This window comes from Vibrio sp. M260121 (assembly GCF_036533715.1).
Lineage (GTDB): Bacteria > Pseudomonadota > Gammaproteobacteria > Enterobacterales > Vibrionaceae > Vibrio.
In genome coordinates, this window is sequence record NZ_JATABF010000027.1 from 52,803 (window position 1) to 72,993 (window position 20,191).

20 protein-coding genes are annotated in these 20,191 nt (G+C 45.5%); 16 read left to right on the plus strand and 4 right to left on the minus strand.

Annotated features, from left to right (window positions below; genetic code table 11):
• Positions 1 to 308: 308 nt before the first annotated feature.
• From rsxA to QTO06_RS15260, 9 genes are all read left to right on the plus strand, one after another.
• The gene (gene rsxA, locus QTO06_RS15220) at positions 309 to 887 is read left to right on the plus strand and encodes an electron transport complex subunit RsxA (protein WP_331408767.1); all 579 of its coding nucleotides are present in this window, start codon (positions 309 to 311) and stop codon (positions 885 to 887) included.
• A gap of 3 nt (positions 888 to 890) precedes the next feature.
• Positions 891 to 1,484: an electron transport complex subunit RsxB gene (gene rsxB, locus QTO06_RS15225; RefSeq protein WP_005439677.1), complete on the plus strand. Its 594-nt coding sequence runs from the start codon at positions 891 to 893 to the stop codon at positions 1,482 to 1,484.
• Positions 1,485 to 1,492: 8 nt separating this feature from the next.
• Positions 1,493 to 4,135, plus strand: coding sequence for an electron transport complex subunit RsxC (gene rsxC / locus QTO06_RS15230; protein WP_331408768.1), 2,643 nt, complete (start codon positions 1,493 to 1,495; stop codon positions 4,133 to 4,135).
• The gene (rsxD, locus tag QTO06_RS15235) at positions 4,135 to 5,181 is read left to right on the plus strand and encodes an electron transport complex subunit RsxD (protein ID WP_331408769.1); all 1,047 of its coding nucleotides are present in this window, start codon (positions 4,135 to 4,137) and stop codon (positions 5,179 to 5,181) included. Before rsxC ends, rsxD begins: the two co-directional genes overlap by 1 nt.
• 7 nt (positions 5,182 to 5,188) lie before the next feature.
• Entirely contained in the window at positions 5,189 to 5,827 is a 639-nt protein-coding gene (gene rsxG, locus QTO06_RS15240) for an electron transport complex subunit RsxG (RefSeq protein WP_005444679.1), read from the plus strand.
• Positions 5,820 to 6,512 carry an electron transport complex subunit E gene (locus tag QTO06_RS15245; protein ID WP_009698515.1) on the plus strand — a complete coding sequence of 231 codons (693 nt, stop codon included), beginning with the start codon at positions 5,820 to 5,822 and terminating at the stop codon, positions 6,510 to 6,512. The genes rsxG and QTO06_RS15245 overlap by 8 nt, the downstream gene beginning before the upstream one ends.
• A gap of 79 nt (positions 6,513 to 6,591) precedes the next feature.
• Positions 6,592 to 7,233, plus strand: coding sequence for an endonuclease III (gene nth, locus QTO06_RS15250; protein ID WP_331408770.1), 642 nt, complete (start codon positions 6,592 to 6,594; stop codon positions 7,231 to 7,233).
• A gap of 31 nt (positions 7,234 to 7,264) precedes the next feature.
• Entirely contained in the window at positions 7,265 to 7,681 is a 417-nt protein-coding gene (gene gloA / locus QTO06_RS15255) for a lactoylglutathione lyase (protein WP_020196364.1), read from the plus strand.
• Between the two features lie 135 nt (positions 7,682 to 7,816).
• On the plus strand, positions 7,817 to 8,251 hold the full coding sequence (locus tag QTO06_RS15260; RefSeq protein WP_005439686.1) for a DUF2753 domain-containing protein: 435 nt from the start codon (positions 7,817 to 7,819) through the stop codon (positions 8,249 to 8,251).
• 103 nt (positions 8,252 to 8,354) lie between these two features.
• On the opposite strand, the gene motY is transcribed toward QTO06_RS15260, so the two are convergent.
• Positions 8,355 to 9,236 (minus strand): flagellar protein MotY, encoded by an 882-nt coding sequence (gene motY, locus QTO06_RS15265; RefSeq protein WP_331408771.1) that lies wholly within the window; start codon positions 9,234 to 9,236, stop codon positions 8,355 to 8,357.
• A 307-nt stretch (positions 9,237 to 9,543) separates the two neighbouring features.
• Between motY and rnt the strand changes: the two genes are divergently transcribed.
• Together rnt and QTO06_RS15275 are read left to right on the plus strand one after the other, a co-directional pair.
• Entirely contained in the window at positions 9,544 to 10,188 is a 645-nt protein-coding gene (gene rnt / locus QTO06_RS15270) for a ribonuclease T (protein ID WP_005439693.1), read from the plus strand.
• Between the two features lie 28 nt (positions 10,189 to 10,216).
• A complete protein-coding gene (locus tag QTO06_RS15275) occupies positions 10,217 to 11,542 on the plus strand; it encodes a Na+/H+ antiporter family protein (RefSeq protein ID WP_331408772.1) in 1,326 nt (441 codons plus the stop codon).
• 89 nt (positions 11,543 to 11,631) lie between these two features.
• Here the strand turns inward: QTO06_RS15275 and QTO06_RS15280 are convergent, their stop codons facing one another.
• Together QTO06_RS15280 and QTO06_RS15285 are read right to left on the minus strand one after the other, a co-directional pair.
• Positions 11,632 to 12,261 (minus strand): DsbA family protein, encoded by a 630-nt coding sequence (locus tag QTO06_RS15280; RefSeq protein ID WP_331408773.1) that lies wholly within the window; start codon positions 12,259 to 12,261, stop codon positions 11,632 to 11,634.
• A 75-nt stretch (positions 12,262 to 12,336) separates the two neighbouring features.
• Positions 12,337 to 12,672: a Grx4 family monothiol glutaredoxin gene (locus QTO06_RS15285; RefSeq protein WP_009707292.1), complete on the minus strand. Its 336-nt coding sequence runs from the start codon at positions 12,670 to 12,672 to the stop codon at positions 12,337 to 12,339.
• Between the two features lie 243 nt (positions 12,673 to 12,915).
• On the opposite strand from QTO06_RS15285, the gene sodB reads away from it, so the two are divergent.
• The 3 genes from sodB (at position 12,916) to QTO06_RS15300 (ending at position 15,038) form a co-directional block, all read left to right on the plus strand.
• On the plus strand, positions 12,916 to 13,500 hold the full coding sequence (gene sodB, locus QTO06_RS15290) for a superoxide dismutase [Fe] (protein WP_331408774.1): 585 nt from the start codon (positions 12,916 to 12,918) through the stop codon (positions 13,498 to 13,500).
• Between the two features lie 156 nt (positions 13,501 to 13,656).
• Positions 13,657 to 14,160 carry a VC2046/SO_2500 family protein gene (locus tag QTO06_RS15295; protein WP_331408775.1) on the plus strand — a complete coding sequence of 168 codons (504 nt, stop codon included), beginning with the start codon at positions 13,657 to 13,659 and terminating at the stop codon, positions 14,158 to 14,160.
• Between the two features lie 134 nt (positions 14,161 to 14,294).
• On the plus strand, positions 14,295 to 15,038 hold the full coding sequence (locus QTO06_RS15300) for an SDR family oxidoreductase (protein WP_331408777.1): 744 nt from the start codon (positions 14,295 to 14,297) through the stop codon (positions 15,036 to 15,038).
• Positions 15,039 to 15,186: 148 nt separating this feature from the next.
• On the opposite strand, the gene adhE is transcribed toward QTO06_RS15300, so the two are convergent.
• Entirely contained in the window at positions 15,187 to 17,889 is a 2,703-nt protein-coding gene (gene adhE / locus QTO06_RS15305) for a bifunctional acetaldehyde-CoA/alcohol dehydrogenase (protein WP_005444662.1), read from the minus strand.
• Between the two features lie 651 nt (positions 17,890 to 18,540).
• Here adhE and QTO06_RS15310 point away from each other — a divergent pair.
• Positions 18,541 to 19,179 carry a YchE family NAAT transporter gene (locus tag QTO06_RS15310; protein WP_331408779.1) on the plus strand — a complete coding sequence of 213 codons (639 nt, stop codon included), beginning with the start codon at positions 18,541 to 18,543 and terminating at the stop codon, positions 19,177 to 19,179.
• Between the two features lie 62 nt (positions 19,180 to 19,241).
• On the plus strand, positions 19,242 to 20,090 hold the full coding sequence (locus QTO06_RS15315; protein WP_331408780.1) for an ion transporter: 849 nt from the start codon (positions 19,242 to 19,244) through the stop codon (positions 20,088 to 20,090).
• The last annotated feature ends 101 nt before the right edge of the window (positions 20,091 to 20,191 follow it).

Sequence of the window (20,191 nt, forward strand, 5' to 3'; positions counted from 1 at the left end):
GAGATTGTAAAATAATCAAAGCTCATGCCTCTAACTCATTAGGGGTATGAGCTTTTGTCGTTTCTGGCGAACCATACGAAGTGATACCAAAACCATCAACAACGCGTGCGTTAAATCAGTGGCGGTAATTGCGTTTTTCTTTGTTAACAATCATTCACCAAACTTTTCAATTTCTTATTAATTCATCTGCTCACATCACATACACGTATAATTTTCCATCGGGTGCATAAAACCACACCGTTCTCTGGTTGTTATTGGTGTCACAAAACACGATAATATTGGGATCGGATTTTAAGAACGTAATAACTATGACCGAATATATTATGTTGTTGGTCGGCACTGTGCTGGTGAACAACTTTGTACTGGTGAAGTTTTTAGGCTTGTGTCCTTTTATGGGCGTGTCTAAAAAACTGGAAACAGCAATTGGCATGGGCTTAGCTACAACTTTTGTACTAACGCTCGCGTCTGTGTGTGCATACTTGGTGGAAAGCTATGTTTTGCGTCCACTGGGCATCGAATATTTACGAACCATGAGCTTTATTTTGGTGATCGCTGTTGTTGTACAGTTCACCGAAATGGTCGTGCACAAAACCAGCCCGACGCTTTATCGTCTGTTGGGCATCTTCCTACCTCTGATCACAACGAACTGTGCGGTTCTGGGTGTTGCTCTGCTTAACATCAACGAGAACCACAACTTTATCGAATCGATCATTTACGGTTTTGGCGCAGCGGTTGGCTTCTCTTTGGTACTGATCCTATTTGCGTCAATGCGTGAACGTATTGCTGCAGCTGATGTACCTGTGCCATTTAAAGGCGCATCGATTGCGATGATCACCGCAGGCCTTATGTCTCTTGCCTTTATGGGCTTTACTGGTTTGGTGAAGTAAACGATGAGTACGATTTTAATTGCGATCATCGCTCTTGCTGCCCTCGCCGCTGTCTTCGGGGCCATACTCGGTTTTGCATCGATTCGCTTCAAAGTCGAAGCGGATCCAATTGTCGATCAAATCGACTCTATTCTCCCGCAAACTCAGTGTGGTCAGTGCGGCTACCCAGGTTGTCGTCCATACGCTGAAGCGATCGCTAACGGCGACAAAATCAATAAATGTCCTCCAGGTGGTCAAGCGACGATCGAGAAACTAGCAGATCTGATGGGCGTTGAAGCGGAAGAGTCGGCACACGATCTCGACAGCAAAGTCAAAACCGTTGCTTTCATCCATGAAGACATGTGTATCGGTTGTACCAAATGTATTCAAGCGTGCCCTGTCGATGCGATTGTTGGTGGTACTAAAGCCCTTCATACCGTGATCAAAGACGAATGTACCGGTTGTGACTTGTGCGTTGCTCCTTGTCCAACTGACTGTATTGAAATGATTCCTGTGGAAACCACCACAGAGAGCTGGAAATGGAAACTTAACGCCATTCCAGTCGTTAACATTACGGATGCTGCCAATGCAGCGAACGTGACTGATTCAATTAAATAAGGTTTCGTATGTTGTCTTTGATTGAACAAATTCGTACTGGTTCGCTATGGGATTTCCCAGGCGGCGTGCATCCGGCAGAAAACAAAAAGCAATCCAACAAAACTGAATTGGTTCATGCAGCCATTCCGTCGGAAATCGTCCTACCTCTGAAACAACACATCGGCAAAGCAGGTAATCTATTGATTGCTGTTGGTGACACAGTGTTGAAAGGTCAACAGCTAACGGCGTCAGACAGTGGTTTTACCGTTCCTGTTCATGCTCCAACTTCTGGGCAAGTAACAGCTATCGAGCCACGAACCGTAGCTCACCCATCGGGGTTAAGTGAACTGTGCGCAGTTATTACACCTGATGGTAATGATACTTGGTGTGAGAAAACGCCGGTTGCCGATTACGCTCAAGAATCTGCAGATGCGTTAATCGATGTGATTCGCCTTGCTGGTATCTCTGGCATGGGTGGCGCAGGCTTCCCAACCGCTAAGAAGATCCAATCGGGTATTGCACGTACCGAAATTCTTATCGTTAACGCGGCTGAATGTGAACCTTACATCACCGCCGATGACAAACTCATGCAGGAACATGCGGACGAACTGATCCAAGGTATCGAGATCGTCGAGCATATCCTTAAGCCAAAACTGACCATCATTGGTATTGAAGATAACAAGCCAGCAGCAATCAAAGCGCTGGAACTAGCGGCGATGAACAAAGACATCGTGATCCGCGTTATCCCAACCAAGTACCCTTCTGGTGGTGAGAAGCAGCTCATCAAGATTTTGACCAACAAAGAAGTTCCTAGCGGCGCTATCCCTGCGGATATTGGCATCCTGGTTCAAAACGTTGGTTCTCTCTACTCAATTAAACGTGCAGTGATCGATGGCGAACCTGTGGTAAATCGCATCGTGACTCTAACGGGTAAAACCTTCAAGCAACCACGTAACGTTTGGACGCTACTTGGTACGCCAGTACAAGCACTGTTAGACGAGTTTGGCTACAAAGCAGATAAGAAACTGCAGCGCCTGATCATGGGTGGTCCAATGATGGGCTTTACCCTCCCCCACGCTCAGGTTCCTATCACTAAAACGGCAAACTGTATTCTGGCACCGAAGCGTCGAGAGATCGCTTCCGACCAATACGAAATGCAATGTATCCGTTGTAGCCAATGTGCGGAAGCGTGCCCTGCATCGCTATTGCCACAGCAGCTTCAGTGGTATGCAAAAAGCCAAGAATACGAAAAGCTCGAAGAGCTGAACTTAAAAGACTGTATTGAATGTGGCGCGTGCGCGTTTGTGTGCCCAAGTGAAATTCCACTGGTTCAATACTATCGTCAAGCGAAAGCTGAAATCCGTACGCGCGCTCAAGAAGCGGCAGCAGCTGAACGAGCTAAGCTGCGCTTTGAAGAGAAGAAAGCGCGTATGGAACGCGAAAAAGCAGAACGTGAAAATCGCTTTAAGAAAGCCGCGGATGATCGTCGTAAAGACATGAAAGCCTCTGGCGGTGACGATGCGATTGCCGCAGCCATCGCTCGCGTGAAAGCACAAAAAGAGAATACCGAAGCGAAAGCCGAGCCAGCAGTGAAACCAGCGGTTGCAGCCGCGATTGCCAAAGCAAAAGCGAAACAAGCTGCAGCGGCTCAATCTGGAGCAGCCGAGCCTGATAACTCAGAAATGGCGAAATTGCGTGAAGAACGCAAACGTCTCGCTCGTGAACGTAAGGCAGAAAAAGAACAAAGCAAAGCACCTGTAGACAATGCCGACGATAAGAAGTCAGCTGTTGCTGCAGCGATTGCCCGAGCTAAAGCGAAAAAAGCACAACAAGAAGATTCAACCGAATCTATAGATTCAGAAACGTCTGCACAGCAAGCCGGTGATCCGAAGAAAGCCGCTGTTGCCGCTGCCATTGCTCGTGCAAAAGCGCGCAAAGCTCAGCAAGAAGACTCTACGGAATCTGCAGAAGCGGAAACACCAGCAGAGCAAGCTGAAGATCCAAAGAAAGCTGCTGTTGCCGCTGCCATTGCTCGCGCTAAGGCACGCAAAGCTAAGCAAGAAGACTCTACGGAATCTGCAGAAACGGAAACACCAGCAGAACAAGCGGAAGATCCGAAGAAAGCTGCTGTTGCTGCTGCCATTGATCGTGCTAAAGCGCGTAAAGCTCAACAAGAAGGCTCTACTGAATCTGCAGAAGCGGAAACACCTGCTGAACAAGCTGAAGATCCAAAGAAAGCCGCTGTTGCTGCTGCCATTGCTCGTGCCAAAGCATGTAAAGCTCAGCAAGAATCGCAAACAGAATCTGTTGAAGCGGAAGCTCCTTCTGAAGAACTAGAAGTCGCCCCAAAGAAAGCCGCTGTTGCCGCAGCTATTGCTCGTGCTAAAGCACGTAAAGCGCAGCAAGAGGCACAAACAGAATCTGTTGAAGCAGAAGCTCCTTCTGAAGAAACAGAAGTGGATCCTAAGAAAGCCGCGGTTGCCGCAGCCATTGTTCGTGCCAAAGCACGTAAAGCGCAGCAAGAGGCTCAAACAGAATCTGTTGAAGAAACGCCTTCTGAAGAACCAGAAGAGGATCCGAAGAAAGCCGCTGTTGCCGCTGCCATTGCTCGCGCTAAAGCACGTAAAGCTCAGCAAGAAGCGAATAAGAACAATACTGAGGAGAACGAGTAATGTCGTTTTTTATTGCCAGTTCACCACACGCTCACAGCCGTCGCAGCACGCCTGATTTGATGAAATGGGTAGCCCTGTGCGCTATTCCTGGCTTAGTGGCTCAAACCTACTTCTTTGGTTGGGGCACCATTATTCAACTTGTGTTCGCTATCGCGGTCGCAGTGTCACTTGAAGCATTAGTCATGCTTGTGCGTAAGCGTTCTCCAATGCGTGCGCTGCGTGATAACAGTGCCATCGTGACAGCATGGTTATTGGCTGTGGCAATCCCACCATGGTCCCCTTGGTGGATCATGGTTATCGGTTTGATTTTTGCCATCGTTATTGCAAAGCACTTATACGGTGGTATTGGTCAAAACCTATTTAACCCAGCGATGGTCGCTTACGTTGTGTTACTTATCTCCTTCCCTGTCCAAATGACAAGTTGGAGCGCGCCTGTTTCATTGATGTCTGAGCACGTGACTTTTGCAGATGCGTTGTCTCTGATCTTCACTGGTTATGATTTTGATGGCTTGTCACTACAACAAGTTCGCGCTGGAGTGGATGGCGTGACAATGGCAACCCCATTAGACGCATTTAAAACCGGTATCCACACTGGTGCGACACCAAGTGAAGTGCTATCACAACCTATGTTTGGTGGTCTTGCTGGTATCGGTTGGCAATGGGTAAACCTTGCTTACTTAGTCGGTGGACTGGTTATGATCAAAAAGCGCATCATCCAATGGTACATTCCTGTTGGCTTCCTAGGCAGTTTGGCGCTGTTTAGCGCAGTATTTAGCTTAATCACGCCAGGAGAAACTGCTTCACCAATCTTCCACCTACTTTCGGGTGCTACGATGTTGGGCGCATTCTTTATCGCAACTGATCCTGTATCAGCATCCACTACCGTGAAAGGTCGTTTGATTTTTGGTGCGCTGATTGGTGCATTGGTATTTATTATTCGTAGTTGGGGCGGTTTCCCAGATGGCGTTGCCTTTGCCGTTCTGCTTGCCAATATGTGTGTACCGTTGATCGACTACTACACCAAACCAAGAACTTACGGTCACTGAGGTAAACATGTTAACCGCTATTAGAAAAAATGGTCTGACACTTGCGATCTTCGCTTGTGCTACAACCGGTCTTGTGGCACTGACTCAGTACCTAACAAAAGATCAAATTAAACTTCAGGAACAAAAGCAATTGCTGTCGGTTCTTAACCAAGTGATTCCGGAAGAAATGCATGACAACAATCTTGTTACAGCGTGTACGATGGTGTCAGCACCCGATCTAGGTACGGTTCGAGCGATGCCAACTTACATCGCAACTAAAGATGGTCAACCAACGGCAATGGCGATTGAATCCATCGCTCCAGATGGCTACAACGGTGAAATCAAAATCATCACTGGCATCGATAACCAAGGCAAGATCCTTGGTACTCGTATCCTAAGCCATCAAGAAACACCGGGGTTGGGCGATAAAATCGATTTACGTGTTACCGACTGGATTTTGAGTTTCACGGGTAAACAAGTGACAGAAAGTAACTGGAATTCTTGGCGCGTTCGTAAAGATGGTGGCGATTTCGATCAGTTCACTGGTGCTACGATTACCCCTCGCGCGGTAGTGAAAGCGGTAAGAAACACGGTAAACTATGTTAATAAATCTCGTGATGAGATTCTGAACCAGCCCCTAGACTGCGCAGGAGGCAACCATGAGTGAAAATAAACTGCTAATGAAAAACGGCATGTGGAGTAATAACCCAGCCCTAGTGCAACTTCTGGGTTTGTGTCCTCTACTTGCGGTTTCTTCCACCATTACCAACGCGCTTGGTTTGGGTATTGCGACTTTGTTGGTGCTTGTCGGTTCGAACGTGACGGTTTCACTGATTCGTAACTACGTACCAAAAGAAATCCGTATTCCCGTTTTCGTTATGATCATTGCTTCTTTGGTAACTTGCGTTCAACTGCTCATGAATGCTTATGCCTACGGCTTGTATCTATCTCTTGGTATTTTCATTCCTCTGATCGTAACCAACTGTATTATCATTGGTCGTGCGGAAGCTTACGCATCTAAAAATGATCCACTGCCAGCAGCACTAGATGGTTTTTGGATGGGTCTGGGAATGACAACTGTACTGGTTGTACTTGGCGCAATGCGTGAACTTATCGGTAATGGCACCCTGTTTGATGGTGCAGACCTACTCCTTGGCGATTGGGCTGCAGCACTGCGCATTCAAGTATTCCACTTCGATAGCAGCTTCCTACTTGCATTATTACCACCAGGCGCTTTCATCGGGGTAGGACTTTTGATAGCGTTGAAAAATGTTATCGATAGCTCAATTCAGGCACGTCAGCCAAAAGAAGAAAAACCAGCCATTGAGCGTGCTCGCGTAACTAACGCATAATGTAAAAATTCTAAAATCAAGGCTCTACCACTCGTAGGGCCTTTTTCATAAACCGCAAAGACGGGTTTGGAAGTCAGCAATGAACAAAGTCAAAAGAATTGAAATTCTCGAACGATTAAGAGAAAACAATCCTAATCCTCAAACGGAGCTCAATTGGAGCACTCCGTTTGAACTCCTTATCGCCGTACTGCTTTCTGCGCAAGCGACAGACATAAGTGTGAACAAAGCAACAGATAAACTCTACCCAGTTGCCAACACACCGCAGGGCATTCTTGATTTGGGCGTCGATGGTTTAAAGGAATACATCAAAACCATCGGTCTGTTTAACTCAAAAGCCGAAAACACCATTAAGACTTGTAAGATCCTGCTCGAAAAACACAACGGTGAAGTGCCAGAAGATCGCGCAGCGCTTGAAGCGTTACCCGGTGTGGGTCGTAAAACAGCTAACGTTGTACTGAACACCGCATTCGGTTGGCCAACAATTGCAGTGGACACGCACATCTATCGTGTTTCTAACCGTACAAAGTTTGCGATGGGTAAAACCGTCGACGACGTAGAAGAAAAACTGCTAAAAGTGGTGCCAAAAGAGTTTAAGCTTGATGTACACCACTGGCTGATCCTTCATGGTCGTTACACATGTGTGGCAAGAAAGCCGCGCTGTGGTAGCTGCATCATTGAAGATCTATGTGAATATAAAGAAAAAGTGTACCCAGACGAATAAACCCGTCTGAAACAATCGCTAGGAGCAAATAATGTCAAACGGTCGAATTCTTCACACCATGCTACGCGTGGGTGATCTAGACAAATCTATCAAGTTCTACACTGAAGTAATGGGCATGCAGCTACTTCGTACCAATGAAAACAAAGAGTACGAGTACACGCTGGCATTCCTAGGCTACGGTGATGAGTCTCAAGGTGCCGTCATTGAGCTAACTTACAACTGGGGTACAACCGAGTACGACTTAGGCTCTGCATTTGGCCATATCGCAATTGGCGTAGACGATATCTACTCAACTTGCGACGCAATCAAAGCAGCTGGTGGCAATGTCACTCGTGAAGCAGGCCCAGTAAAAGGCGGTACAACGCACATCGCTTTCGTGAAAGACCCTGATGGCTACATGATTGAGTTGATTCAAAACAAACAAGCGTCAGCAGGACTAGAAGGCTAACAAGCTCTTTTATTGAAACACGCGATGTTTTTGCAGGCAGGTCTGAGACCTGCCTTTCTTTTATCAACAAACCACTTTACTTGATAATAATTATCGTTTAGATTTGTCCACAACATCGATATGTGGGACACGATAATGATCAGTGAATGGGAAAAACACACACTTCTAGCCGATACTGCACTTCAACTAGATGACCCTGTTCGCAGCATTCTTCATTACCAGCAAGCCCTTAGCCTGAGTGAAGATATTAGCGAATGCGTGGAAATAGAAGCCGACGAGAGATTATTGATTTCGGTGATTTCATGCCATAACCTCGCCCAATTCTGGCGTTGGGCTGGTGATACCGAATATGAACTCAAATACCTTCAACTGGCTTCAGAAAAAGTACTCACTCTGATTCCTCAATGCCCAAACAAAGATTGTGCAAGTTTTATTGATTCCATTGGCTGTTGCACAAAAGCCTTGATTGATTTTATGAAACGCCACCCCAACCCTGCAATCGCAAAACAAGTCGAGAAAATCGATACCGCGACCAATTGTGAAATCATTGCTAAGTTCCGCCTAAACTAAAACACATGACTCAAAGCTAAGCGGCAACGAATAAAATAAACAACGTCAAACGGATACAAAAACGCCAGAGTCAAACTCTGGCGTTTTTATTGGTGAACTTCAGTTAGACTTGAGTGCGTCCCAGCGAAATTACTACGCGACGGTTTTTATCTTTACCAATTGGTGAGCCATTATCTGCAATTGGACGACGCTTGCCGTAACCTTGCACTTGAATGCGATCTCCAGATAGCCCTAGTGACTCAAAGTAAGTACGTAATGATTCAGCACGTCGCTCCGATAAGCTTTGACTTGCGCTCTTACCATCCGTTGAATCGGTGTAAGTCGCCACCAGCACCAAATCGATATCTTGATTATGACGAACATAATCCGCAATTTGCGACAAACGCTTCTTCGAGGCTTTAGTTAACTGATCGCCTTGGCGTTCATAGTGAAGAATCGTGAAGGCGATATCTTCGAAACTGTACTTCAGCAAGTTAGCAATACAGTTACTAAAAGCGTTGTATTTGCTTTGGAACAATACCGAGGACAACGCGACTTCAATACGCTGATCACGGCTCTGCCAATCTTGGTAACTAAACGTTGGGTAGCGCCCTTTTTCTAGCTCAGACAGAATACCCCAAGCGGTTTGCCCGCCAACATAACCATCAAACTGCTTGAAGAACTTCAGGTTAGTAATACGATCGGCATTCTCACCCGGACGCCAAGGTGGTGGCATAGAAATCAAACTAACGTTACGCGTTTCACCCATAGGGCGACGCATCTTTAGCTCAAAATCCAAGTTAATCTTTTTACTCGCACGAGACGAAAATACCGCGTCACCAAATCCAGGGATAGGGTGCACAAGCTGGCATTCCAATGGCGTGTTCATCACCATTTCCCATTGTGATTTCTGCGGTGTAGCAACATAACGCTTCCCCATCGACGCAAAACTGTTCGCGCTAAGCAAAGACATCACGATACCACTGGTTACTAGCCATTTATTCATCTAAGTACTTCTCTCAAACGGCAGTCTATTGCCGCTTACATGAATCAATTGAAAACATGCAGAACAATGCAAAAATCCCGCCAACATGGAATTTGCAAGGGGTTATAAGGAGTTAACACTCACTTTGGCAAGTGCATAAAATGGTAAATAACATCGCGAGAATAACAGGTGACCGGCTACCTTGTTTTTGGTTATAACCCTTACTGGGTAACGGAGGAATAGAATTCTACATTTCTCCGAAATTGCGGTTTTTCTCATCGGTAGAATCTGCAATAATGCAGCCTTCGTCACACAAATATAAGCCAACATGACAATAGAAAATGAAGCTCTGACCCTGAAAAAACGTTTTCGTGGTTATTTTCCAGTGGTAGTTGATGTTGAGACCGCAGGTTTCAATGCTCAAACTGATGCACTTTTAGAAATCTGCGCCGTTACCCTTAGCATGGATGAAAATGGCGATCTGCATCCTGCCTCGACCATTCATTTTCATATCGAACCTTTCGAAGGCGCGAACTTAGAAAAAGAAGCCCTTGAATTCAATGGTATTCGTGACCCATTCAGCCCTTTACGTGGAGCAGTTTCAGAACAGGAAGCACTCAAAGAAATCTACAAGCTGATCCGTAAAGAGCAAAAAGCGGCCGATTGTTCGCGCGCTATCATGGTGGCACACAACGCTGCTTTCGACTTAAGTTTTGTTAATGCAGCTAACGAGCGCTGCAAACTAAAAAGAGTCCCTTTCCATCCATTTGCCACTTTTGATACCGCAACATTAAGTGGGCTTGCTTATGGTCAAACTGTTCTCGCTAAAGCATGTAAAGCTGCAGGGATGGAATTCGACAATCGTGAGGCACATTCTGCCCTTTACGATACACAACAAACTGCAGAGTTATTCTGTGGCATCGTCAACAAATGGAAGGCCCTAGGCGGTTGGCCGCTTGTCGACGAAGAATAATAAATAAACACAACATATTAGGAAAAGTATGAATCCTGTCGTTATATCTGTGTGCGTCATGCTCGTGTTAGCATTGATGCGCGTAAACGTGGTAGTTGCCCTCACGTTTAGTGCCATCGTTGGTGGCCTTGTTGCAGGCATGAGCCTTGGGGATACGGTTGCCGCATTTGAAAGTGGCCTAGGTGGCGGTGCGACTATCGCACTAAGCTACGCAATGCTAGGTACTTTCGCTGTTGCAATTTCTCGCTCTGGCATCACTGACCTTCTTGCAAAAAGCGTTATCAAGCGCCTAAATGGTAAAGAGAGCTCTGCGTCGACTACGGGTCTAAAATACGCAGTATTGGTTGCTCTTGTCCTTGTTACCATGTCATCTCAAAACGTGATTCCGGTACATATCGCCTTCATTCCAATTTTGATCCCACCACTTTTGGGCGTATTCGCTAAGCTGAAGCTGGACCGTCGTTTGGTTGCTTGTGTGCTTACCTTTGGTTTGATCACACCATACATGGTTCTACCTATTGGCTTCGGTGGTATCTTCCTAAACAACATCCTACTGAAGAACCTGCATGACAACGGTTTAACCGATGTGGTGGCAAGCCAAGTACCTACCGCAATGCTACTGCCTGGTGCGGGTATGATTTTTGGTCTTCTTACCGCGATTTTTGTTAGCTACCGTAAACCTCGTGAATACAAAGAAACAGAGCTAACTGTTGTTCATGAAACGGGTGAGAAGATTAATAAGCAACACATCATGGTTGCTGGTCTAGGCATTATCGCAGCACTAAGCATGCAGCTTTACACTGGTTCAATGATCATTGGTGCATTGGCTGGCTTCATGGTATTCACTTTCGGCGGCGTTATCGCGTGGAAAGAAACCCACGATGTGTTCACTAAAGGTGTACACATGATGGCAATGATTGGCTTCATCATGATTGCGGCGGCAGGTTTTGCTGCAGTAATGAAGCAAACTGGTGGTGTAGAAACGCTAGTTCAATCGCTATCAACCAGCATTGGTGACAATAAACCGCTTGCAGCGCTACTTATGCTAGTCGTTGGTCTGTTAGTTACTATGGGTATCGGTTCATCGTTCTCTACGATCCCAATCCTTGCAACTATCTATGTTCCGCTATCACTAGCATTCGGCTTCTCGCCAATGGCAACTATCGCCCTAGTTGGTACGGCAGCCGCTCTTGGTGATGCAGGCTCTCCTGCTTCAGACTCAACGTTAGGTCCAACATCTGGTCTAAACGCAGACGGTCAGCACGAACACATTTGGGAAACCGTAGTACCGACATTTATCCACTACAACATCCCTCTGATCATCTTCGGTTGGATTGCTGCAATGGTGCTGTAATCGCATCATCGGATGGATACAATTCGTTACGAAAAAGCCGCTCATTGAGCGGCTTTTTGTTGTCTGTTTTTTAGAAAATCGGTTTCAACTTACTGCGCTGGCATATTGTCGATAATACGTTCGCGAATGAGCTTCAACGTGTTTTCTGTCGACACATAATCTACTTCAATTGGGAAGTAAGCGTCGTTAATTTGCAGTACCAGACTCGGGTAAGATTTAGCACCTAAACTCTTAGCAAGACTCAGTTGGTCTTGGAAAACACCTTCCAGCAAAGTGCCATCCATATCGTTCTTAAACTGCTGAACGTTTAAGCCAATCTCTCGTGCTAGTTGCAAGTGCGTTGCTTCTTCATGAGGCGGCATCGCACGTAAGTAGTAAGCGTGTTGAATCGCTTCTAGCATTTGCTCATAAGAGTCTTGGAAGCCTGCGGCAATAACAGCGCGGCAAGACTGGTAAGTGCTGCGCACTGGCGTACACAACGTCCAGAAATCGTAGTTAAACTTGGTACCAAGCTGGCTTTCAATTTGCTTCCAAATCTGCTCAATTTTTTGCTGCATTTCCGGAGGCATTGGCAGATTAGTATCTGGCGCAAGCCCACCCACAACATACTCAAACTGAATCACACCCGGCAGTTGCTGCTTCAATTTTTCGATGGTTGGTTTGTAACCCCAACACCAGCTGCACATTGGATCATGTACGTAGTAAAGCTTCAAGTTCATTCCACTAACCTAAAAAAGAAAAAGGAGCCAATGCGGCTCCTTTGTATTCTATCGCCAAATGTAAGTATTTACGAATTACTCAGCGTCACCTTCAACGCGTGCTGCAGCTTCTTTGATAAGAGGCTGAAGTTCACCTTTTTGGAACATTTCCAAAATGATGTCACAACCACCGATCAGCTCGCCTTCAACCCATAGCTGTGGGAATGTTGGCCATTGAGCGTATTTTGGTAGCTCAGCGCGGATGTCTGGGTTTTGTAGAATGTCTACGTAAGCGAACTTCTCGCCACATGCCATTAGTGCTTGTGCAGCTTGAGAAGAAAAACCACAGCTAGGCAGTTTCGGTGATCCTTTCATGTACAGCAGGATTGTGTTTTCAGAGATCTGCTGTTTGATTTTATCGATAGTTTCCATCGCTTCCTCATTCATGGATGTGAACTTTAATTATTTGCCACATTCTACTCAATAACCACAGAATAAAAACCATATAATTAGTAAGCCTTTAGCCTTGGTATCTTAAAATATTTTCATATCGGGGTTTTAATAAAGTAAAAACTTGCTAAAATACTTTTCAAGTCAGTCGTATCGACTACATATAAATAAAAACACTGGAAGCAATCGAAAGGTAACCCTTTCATATCTATGGAGAATCGAGCAATGGCATTTGAACTACCAGCTCTTCCTTACGCGAAAGACGCACTAGAACCACACATCTCTGCAGAGACTCTAGATTTCCACCACGGTAAGCACCACAACACTTACGTTGTTAAGCTAAACGGTCTTATCCCTGGTACTGAGTTCGAAGGCAAAACACTAGAAGAAATCATCAAGACTTCTACTGGTGGCGTATTCAACAACGCAGCACAGATCTGGAACCACACGTTCTACTGGCACTGTCTAGCGCCAAACGCGGGCGGCGAACCAACTGGCGCAGTTGCTGAAGCAATCAACGCAGCATACGGTTCTTTCGAAGAATTCAAAGCGAAGTTCACTGACGCAGCAATCAACAACTTCGGTTCTTCATGGACTTGGCTAGTTAAGAAAGCTGACGGTTCTCTAGAGATCGTTAACACGTCTAACGCAGCAACACCACTAACAGAAGAAGGTACTACTCCACTTCTAACTGTTGACCTGTGGGAACACGCTTACTACATCGATTACCGCAACGTACGTCCTGATTACATGAACGGCTTCTGGGCTCTTGTAAACTGGGACTTCGTAGCAGAGAACCTAGCGAAGTAATTTACTTCCCCCTAAGTTCAATTTAGTCATATTTCAAAGCTCGCATTATTGCGAGCTTTTTTATTGCTTCTACAACCAGTTTATTCAATTAATTCCCTCTTTTTCCTAAAGTTCTTTCCGTTGTTGCCGTTAAAAGTGCATCAAGCGAGGAACATCATGCAAATCCATACTTTAGACAAAGCAGCAATCATCAACGAACTTCAGTTCGGCAATGGTATTAACCATGCCGTACACGAAGGTCGTCGCGCTGATTTCTCGCTGATTCTGTCTATGTTCTCTAATGATGTTCGCGATGTGGTTCCGGTTGAAGAAGTCCAAGAAGTCATCACCAGTGACGACATTCTTCGCCAGCAATTCGGGCTGTCTCAGCCTCAAGCGCTTCGCTCTGATAGCAGCAGCTATGAACTTGCAGCGGAACAAGCAAAACAGTTCCATGACGCAGGCTTACCATCTGCGAAGTTGAGCCATTACCTAAAACCAGACGCGCTAACTTACCTCCCTGAAGACACTTTCAATCTGCCAGAAGAGGTTTACCACAACCTTTCCGGGCATGAGCGTCGTAGCTTAGGAGAGCGTAATAAGCAGTTGATCCCTGAAGCGGGCTTGTACAACCAACTCGTGACGGCTCAACGTCAGTACCAAATTCAAACGCAAGCTTAGAGATCAGCTTTTTCTCCAACGGCTTACATTCTCGACACGTCAGAAATGTGACGCCTTACAAATTCCAAAACAATTGTTGTTGCTCGAAAGCGTTAGTTTGAAGCTTTTCACACTGAGCTCAAATAAATTCGTCCATGCTATTAGCACAAACCACTGATGTATTGTTTAACACAAGAAATTACAGTGAAGGTGCTATGGATATCAAAGAATCAATCATTCTCGTCACGTCTGCAGGCTCTGTCTTAGGCAGGACTTGCTCTAACCACTTCGCCCATCTTGGCGCGACGTTGGTGCTCTGTGACCAGAACCCTAGTGCCTTAAAGGCAAGCTACGAACAAATCAGCGCCTTCTCCGACAAGGTCTATGCGATGAATGTGTGCAGTGACAACACCACATCCATCAATCTGTTGTTTGACCAAATCGAATCACAGTTAGGGGCGACTCCAGACGTTATCGTAAATTGCTGGACGAGCTCACCAATGCCAAGCTTAATGGCGCCAGAGCCAATGAGCACCTATATCGATCACCTTTCCTCAGCAGCCCGATTCCTCTATACCTACGGACAAGTAAGTGCGGAGCGCTTCCGCTCAAAAGAAAAGAAAGGCGTTATCGTCAACGTTATCTCACACGATAATCATGAGGATCTGACGGGCGTAGAAAGCATGGCGGCTTTGGTATCCGGTTTTACTCATAGCTGGGCAAAAGAACTGACGCCATTCAATATTCGCGTGGGTGGTGTGATTCCTTCAGTTAATCACACCAGTGAAGATCTAGACGAAAGGCACTGGGCACAGATCCAAGACGAGTTAGTTAGAAACACAGCCTACATTGTTGCTAACGAATACTTCAGCGGCCGCGTTGTCACTACTGAAGTCTAATCCTCCCCCGACCTAGCTAAGACTACCTTGTTACCTTAAAGCGGATAAGTTAAGAAATAAAAAAGCCCCAGTCTTTCGACTGGGGCTTTGAGTTTCCCGATTGTAAGTTTCGTGCTAGCGAAAACCTACTTCATAACTAACGTCTTACTTATGCGTTAGCTTTTTCTTTCTTAGCTTTTGGTGCTGCTTCTTTCGCTACTTGGTCTGCTTTCTTCTTGATAACAGTTGTACCTTCGAAAGTTTCGCCTTCAACGAACGCTTTACCGTAGTAAGAAGCCATTAGTACTTCTTTTAGCTCAGTGATTAGAGGGTAACGTGGGTTAGCACCTGTACACTGGTCATCGAACGCTTCAACAGCTAGTTCGTCTAGTTTCGCTACGAAGTCAGCTTCAGAAACACCTGCAGCTTGGATAGACATTGGGATGTCTAGGTCGCCTTTCAGCTCGTCCAACCATGCTAGTAGACGTTCAATCTTCTGAGCAGTACGGTCACCTTCTTGGCTTAGGCCTAGGTGGTCAGCAACCTCAGCGTAACGACGACGTGCTTGTGGACGGTCGTATTGAGAGAACGCAGTTTGTTTAGTTGGGTTGTCGTTCGCGTTGTAACGTACAACGTTCGAGATTAGTAGTGCGTTCGCTAGACCGTGAGGTAGGTGGAACTCAGCACCAATCTTGTGCGCCATTGAGTGACAAACACCTAGGAATGCGTTTGCAAACGCGATACCAGCGATCGTTGCCGCGTTGTGTACTTTCTCACGAGCGATTGGGTCGTTTGCACCGTTCGCGTAGCTTGAAGGTAGGTACTCTTTAAGCATCTTAAGTGCTTGTAGAGCTTGACCGTCTGAGTACTCGTTCGCAAGAACAGATACGTAAGCTTCTAGAGCGTGAGTTACTGCATCGTAACCACCGAATGCTGTTAGAGACTTAGGCATGTTCATTACTAGGTTAGCATCAACGATAGCCATGTTTGGCGTGATTTCGTAGTCAGCTAGTGGGTACTTAGCACCAGTCTTGTCGTCTGTAACAACCGCGAATGGAGTAACTTCTGAACCAGTACCTGAAGTTGTAGTGATACATACAAGCTCAGCTTTCTTACCCATTTTAGGGAACTTGTAGATACGTTTACGGATGTCCATAAAGCGCATTGCTAGTTCAGCGAAGTGAGTTTCTGGGTGCTCGTACATTACCCACATGATCTTCGCAGCATCCATTGGTGAACCACCACCTAGAGCTAGGATTACGTCAGGTTGGAAGCTCTTCATTGCTTCTGCACCTTTCTCAACAACAGATAGTGTTGGATCCGCTTCTACGTCGAAGAATGTTTGAACTTCGATGCCTTGCTCTTTAAGCAGTTTAACTACTTCATCAGCGTAACCGTTGTTGAATAGGAAACGGTCAGTTACTAGGAATGCGCGTTTCTTACCTTCTAGGTCGCTCATTGCGATTGGAAGGCTACCACGACGGAAGTAGATAGACTTAGGTAGTTTGTGCCACAACATGTTTTCAGCTCGCTTAGCTACAGTTTTCTTGTTGATAAGGTGCTTAGGACCTACGTTCTCAGAGATAGAGTTACCACCCCATGAACCACAACCTAGAGTTAGAGAAGGTGCTACGTTGAAGTTGTAAAGGTCACCGATACCACCGTGAGTAGTCGGGATGTTTACAAGGATACGTGCAGTCTTCATCTTGTCACCGAAGTAACGGATGCGGTCTGCGTTTACGTCTTGGTTAGTGTAAAGACCAGATGTGTGACCGATACCACCGATTTCAACCATTGTTACCGCTTGAGCAACTGCGTCTTCGAAGTTGTCAGCACGGAATAGACCTAGAGTTGGAGATAGTTTCTCGTGAGCGAACTCATCATCGTAAGAAACTTTACCTAGACCTTCACCTACAAGAACTTTAGTGTCAGCAGGAACTTTAACGCCAGCCATTTCAGCGATTGCTGGAGCAGGTTGACCTACGATTTTCGCGTTTAGCGCGCCGTCGATAAGAAGTACTTTACGTACTTTATCAGCATCAGCTTTAGATAGAACGTGAGCTTTGTGAGAAGCGAAACGCTCTTTCACTTCGTCGTACACTTCGCTAACTACGATTGCAGCTTGCTCAGAAGCACATACTACGCCGTTGTCGAAAGTTTTAGACATTAGGATAGAAGCAACAGCACGTTTGATGTCAGCTGTTTCATCGATAACTACAGGAACGTTACCTGCACCTACACCGATAGCTGGCTTACCAGAAGAGTAAGCTGCTTTAACCATGCCTGGACCACCAGTTGCAAGGATAAGAGCGATGCCGTCGTGCTTCATAAGAGCGTTAGAAAGCTCTACAGATGGTTGGTCGATCCAACCGATGATGTCTTTTGGAGCACCCGCTGCTACTGCTGCGTCTAGAACTAGTTTAGCTGCATCGTTAGTAGAGTTCTTCGCACGTGGGTGTGGCGAGAAGATGATGCCGTTACGAGTTTTTAGAGAAATTAGAGATTTGAAGATTGCAGTAGAAGTTGGGTTAGTCGTAGGAACGATACCACAGATGATACCTACAGGCTCTGCGATAGTCATCGTGCCTAGGTTGTCATCTTCTTCCAAGATGCCACATGTTTTTTCGTCTTTGTATTTGTTGTAGATGAATTCTGAAGCGAAGTGGTTTTTGATTACCTTATCTTCAACAATACCCATTCCAGATTCAGCAACTGCTTGTTGTGCTAGTGGAATACGAGCATGGTTAGCTGCAAGAGAAGCTGCGCGGAAGATTGCATCTACTTTCTCTTGAGAAAATGTTGCGAACTCTTCTTGTGCTGCTTTAACGCGTGCTACTAGAGCATCTAGTTCAGCTAAGTTAGTTACAGGCATGGTGGATCTCCTAAAATAATAAATATTAAAAACTTTTTAGTAAGGCTATTGTCTTTCGTTTCTACTGTTTATCAGCGACTTAACTAACAACCATCTTAGTAAATTGCTTTCAGGGCTGAGTATAATATTTCAGAGTGTGAAAAAAATTGACTTGGATCAGTTCTCACAACCGAAATACCCCCAAAGTAGTGGTTTACCACAACAAAACGACTTAAATCATTGATAAACAAATAAATTAAACTTCAATTTTAATTGAGCAAAAAAGAAGCAAACGAACTAAAAACTAAAAGAAACAACAACAATCTGTAAAAAAGTTTCATTTTTAGCCAACAAAATTACATGTGGACCCTAATTTTTGTGCTACTGAGAGTATATCGAATGCGTCATATCTCTCTACAAACCACCTTTCTTTTTGTGAAAAATGTGCGAATGTTAACGTTTGTGTAAATTAGTTCAGGTTGCCACCAATCTTCTACGTAACAATTCGTTTCCAGATTGTATACATTTTCTTCAATAATTAGTTTTTCTCACAAATACTAGGCCAAATACGTTAGTTTTTTTCATTTCTTCCGACCGCACTTTTGCCTTACATTACCGCCTAAAATTACCCCCTCTCTTTTTCACTATTGTGAACGTTTACGAGTAAGCAACATGCAGACTTTAGAGTTAGCTATTTTCCTACAGTTTTTCTTAGGTTTGGTCGCAGCAGTGAACCCTGTTGGTATCATGCCTGTGTTCGTATCACTGACCGGTCATATGACACCAGAAGAGAAAAACAAAACCGCCACGACAGCCAATGTTGCGGTTGCGGTCATTTTGATCATTTCTCTTTTTGCAGGTCAGTTGTTGCTAGATATGTTCAGCATTTCTCTGGATTCTTTCCGTGTTGCTGGCGGCTTGCTACTTCTTAGTATCGCGTTCTCGATGATGAGCGGTAAGTTGGGTGAAGATAAGCAGAACAAGCAAGAGAAATCAGAATACGTCAGCCGCGAACAAATCGGCGTAGTACCACTGGCGATGCCATTAATGGCAGGCCCTGGTGCCATCAGTTCAACCATCGTTTACGGTGCACGTTACCCAAGCGCACTTGATACCGTTGGTATTAGTGTCACCATCATGCTGTTTTGTTTCTGTTCTTGGTTGCTATTCCGCTCTGCACCTTTGATCGTACGCTTCCTTGGCCAGACAGGTATCAACGTGATCACACGTATTATGGGCCTGATCCTTGGCGCATTAGGTATTGAGTTCATTGCTAACGGCCTAAGAAACCTATTCCCTGGTTTAGCCTAACTTTCTCAACTTCTGGTATGATGTTGCAATCCGTTTCATTTTAACGCTGACAGTGCAACATCATGCCTCGCAAGTCTCTTAAGCATCATTTATACGTCATCATCTTCGGCACACACACTCGTGCCGGGCGCATTTTCGATATCGCGCTGATTATCGCGATCATCACTTCTCTTGTGGTTCTCATCTTAGAGTCCTTACCATCTGTGATGACAGAATGGTCACGAGAACTGCGTTATATTGAATACACCTTTACTGCCCTATTCACTATTGAGTACTTGTTAAGACTTTACTGTTCTCCTAAACCTAAGTCTTACGCCACCAGCTTTTATGGTGTCGTCGATTTGTTGGCTATTTTGCCAACGTATCTGGCGATCTTCTTCCCTGGCGCATCGTTTATGGGTGTCGTGCGATTGCTGCGTGTCATGCGCATCTTCCGAATCCTAAAACTTGTACGCTACCTGCAAGATTCGAACATCTTGTTACGCTCTCTGTTAATGGCGCGTCGTAAGATTCTTATCTTCTTTAGTACTGTGGGTATTCTGGTCACCATTTTCGGCGCGCTGATCTTCGTTATTGAAGGCCCAAACAATGGTTTTACGAGCATTCCGAAAAGCATCTACTGGGCGATTGTGACGATCACTACCGTGGGCTATGGTGACATGGTACCGCAAACGCATCTCGGAAAAGCCATCGCGTCATTAACCATGTTGCTTGGTTATTCAATACTAGCGGTTCCCACTGGCATTATTACCGCAGAATTGAGTAATGAGATGAATGCTCATAAAGAACTGGTGAAATGCCCGAACTGTAACCGCTCCGGCCATGACTCTGATGCGATGCACTGTAAGCATTGTGGTAGTGAGTTAGCGGATCCTGACAATCGCGTCGTGAGTGCAGACGAAGAAGATTAGAATCGGGAATCGGGAATCGGAGATATTTTGTCTTTCTGGGAATAGATTCTGTCAACGCGTTTTAGAATCTGGTTTCTTTAACTTACCTTCCAGCAGAGCGC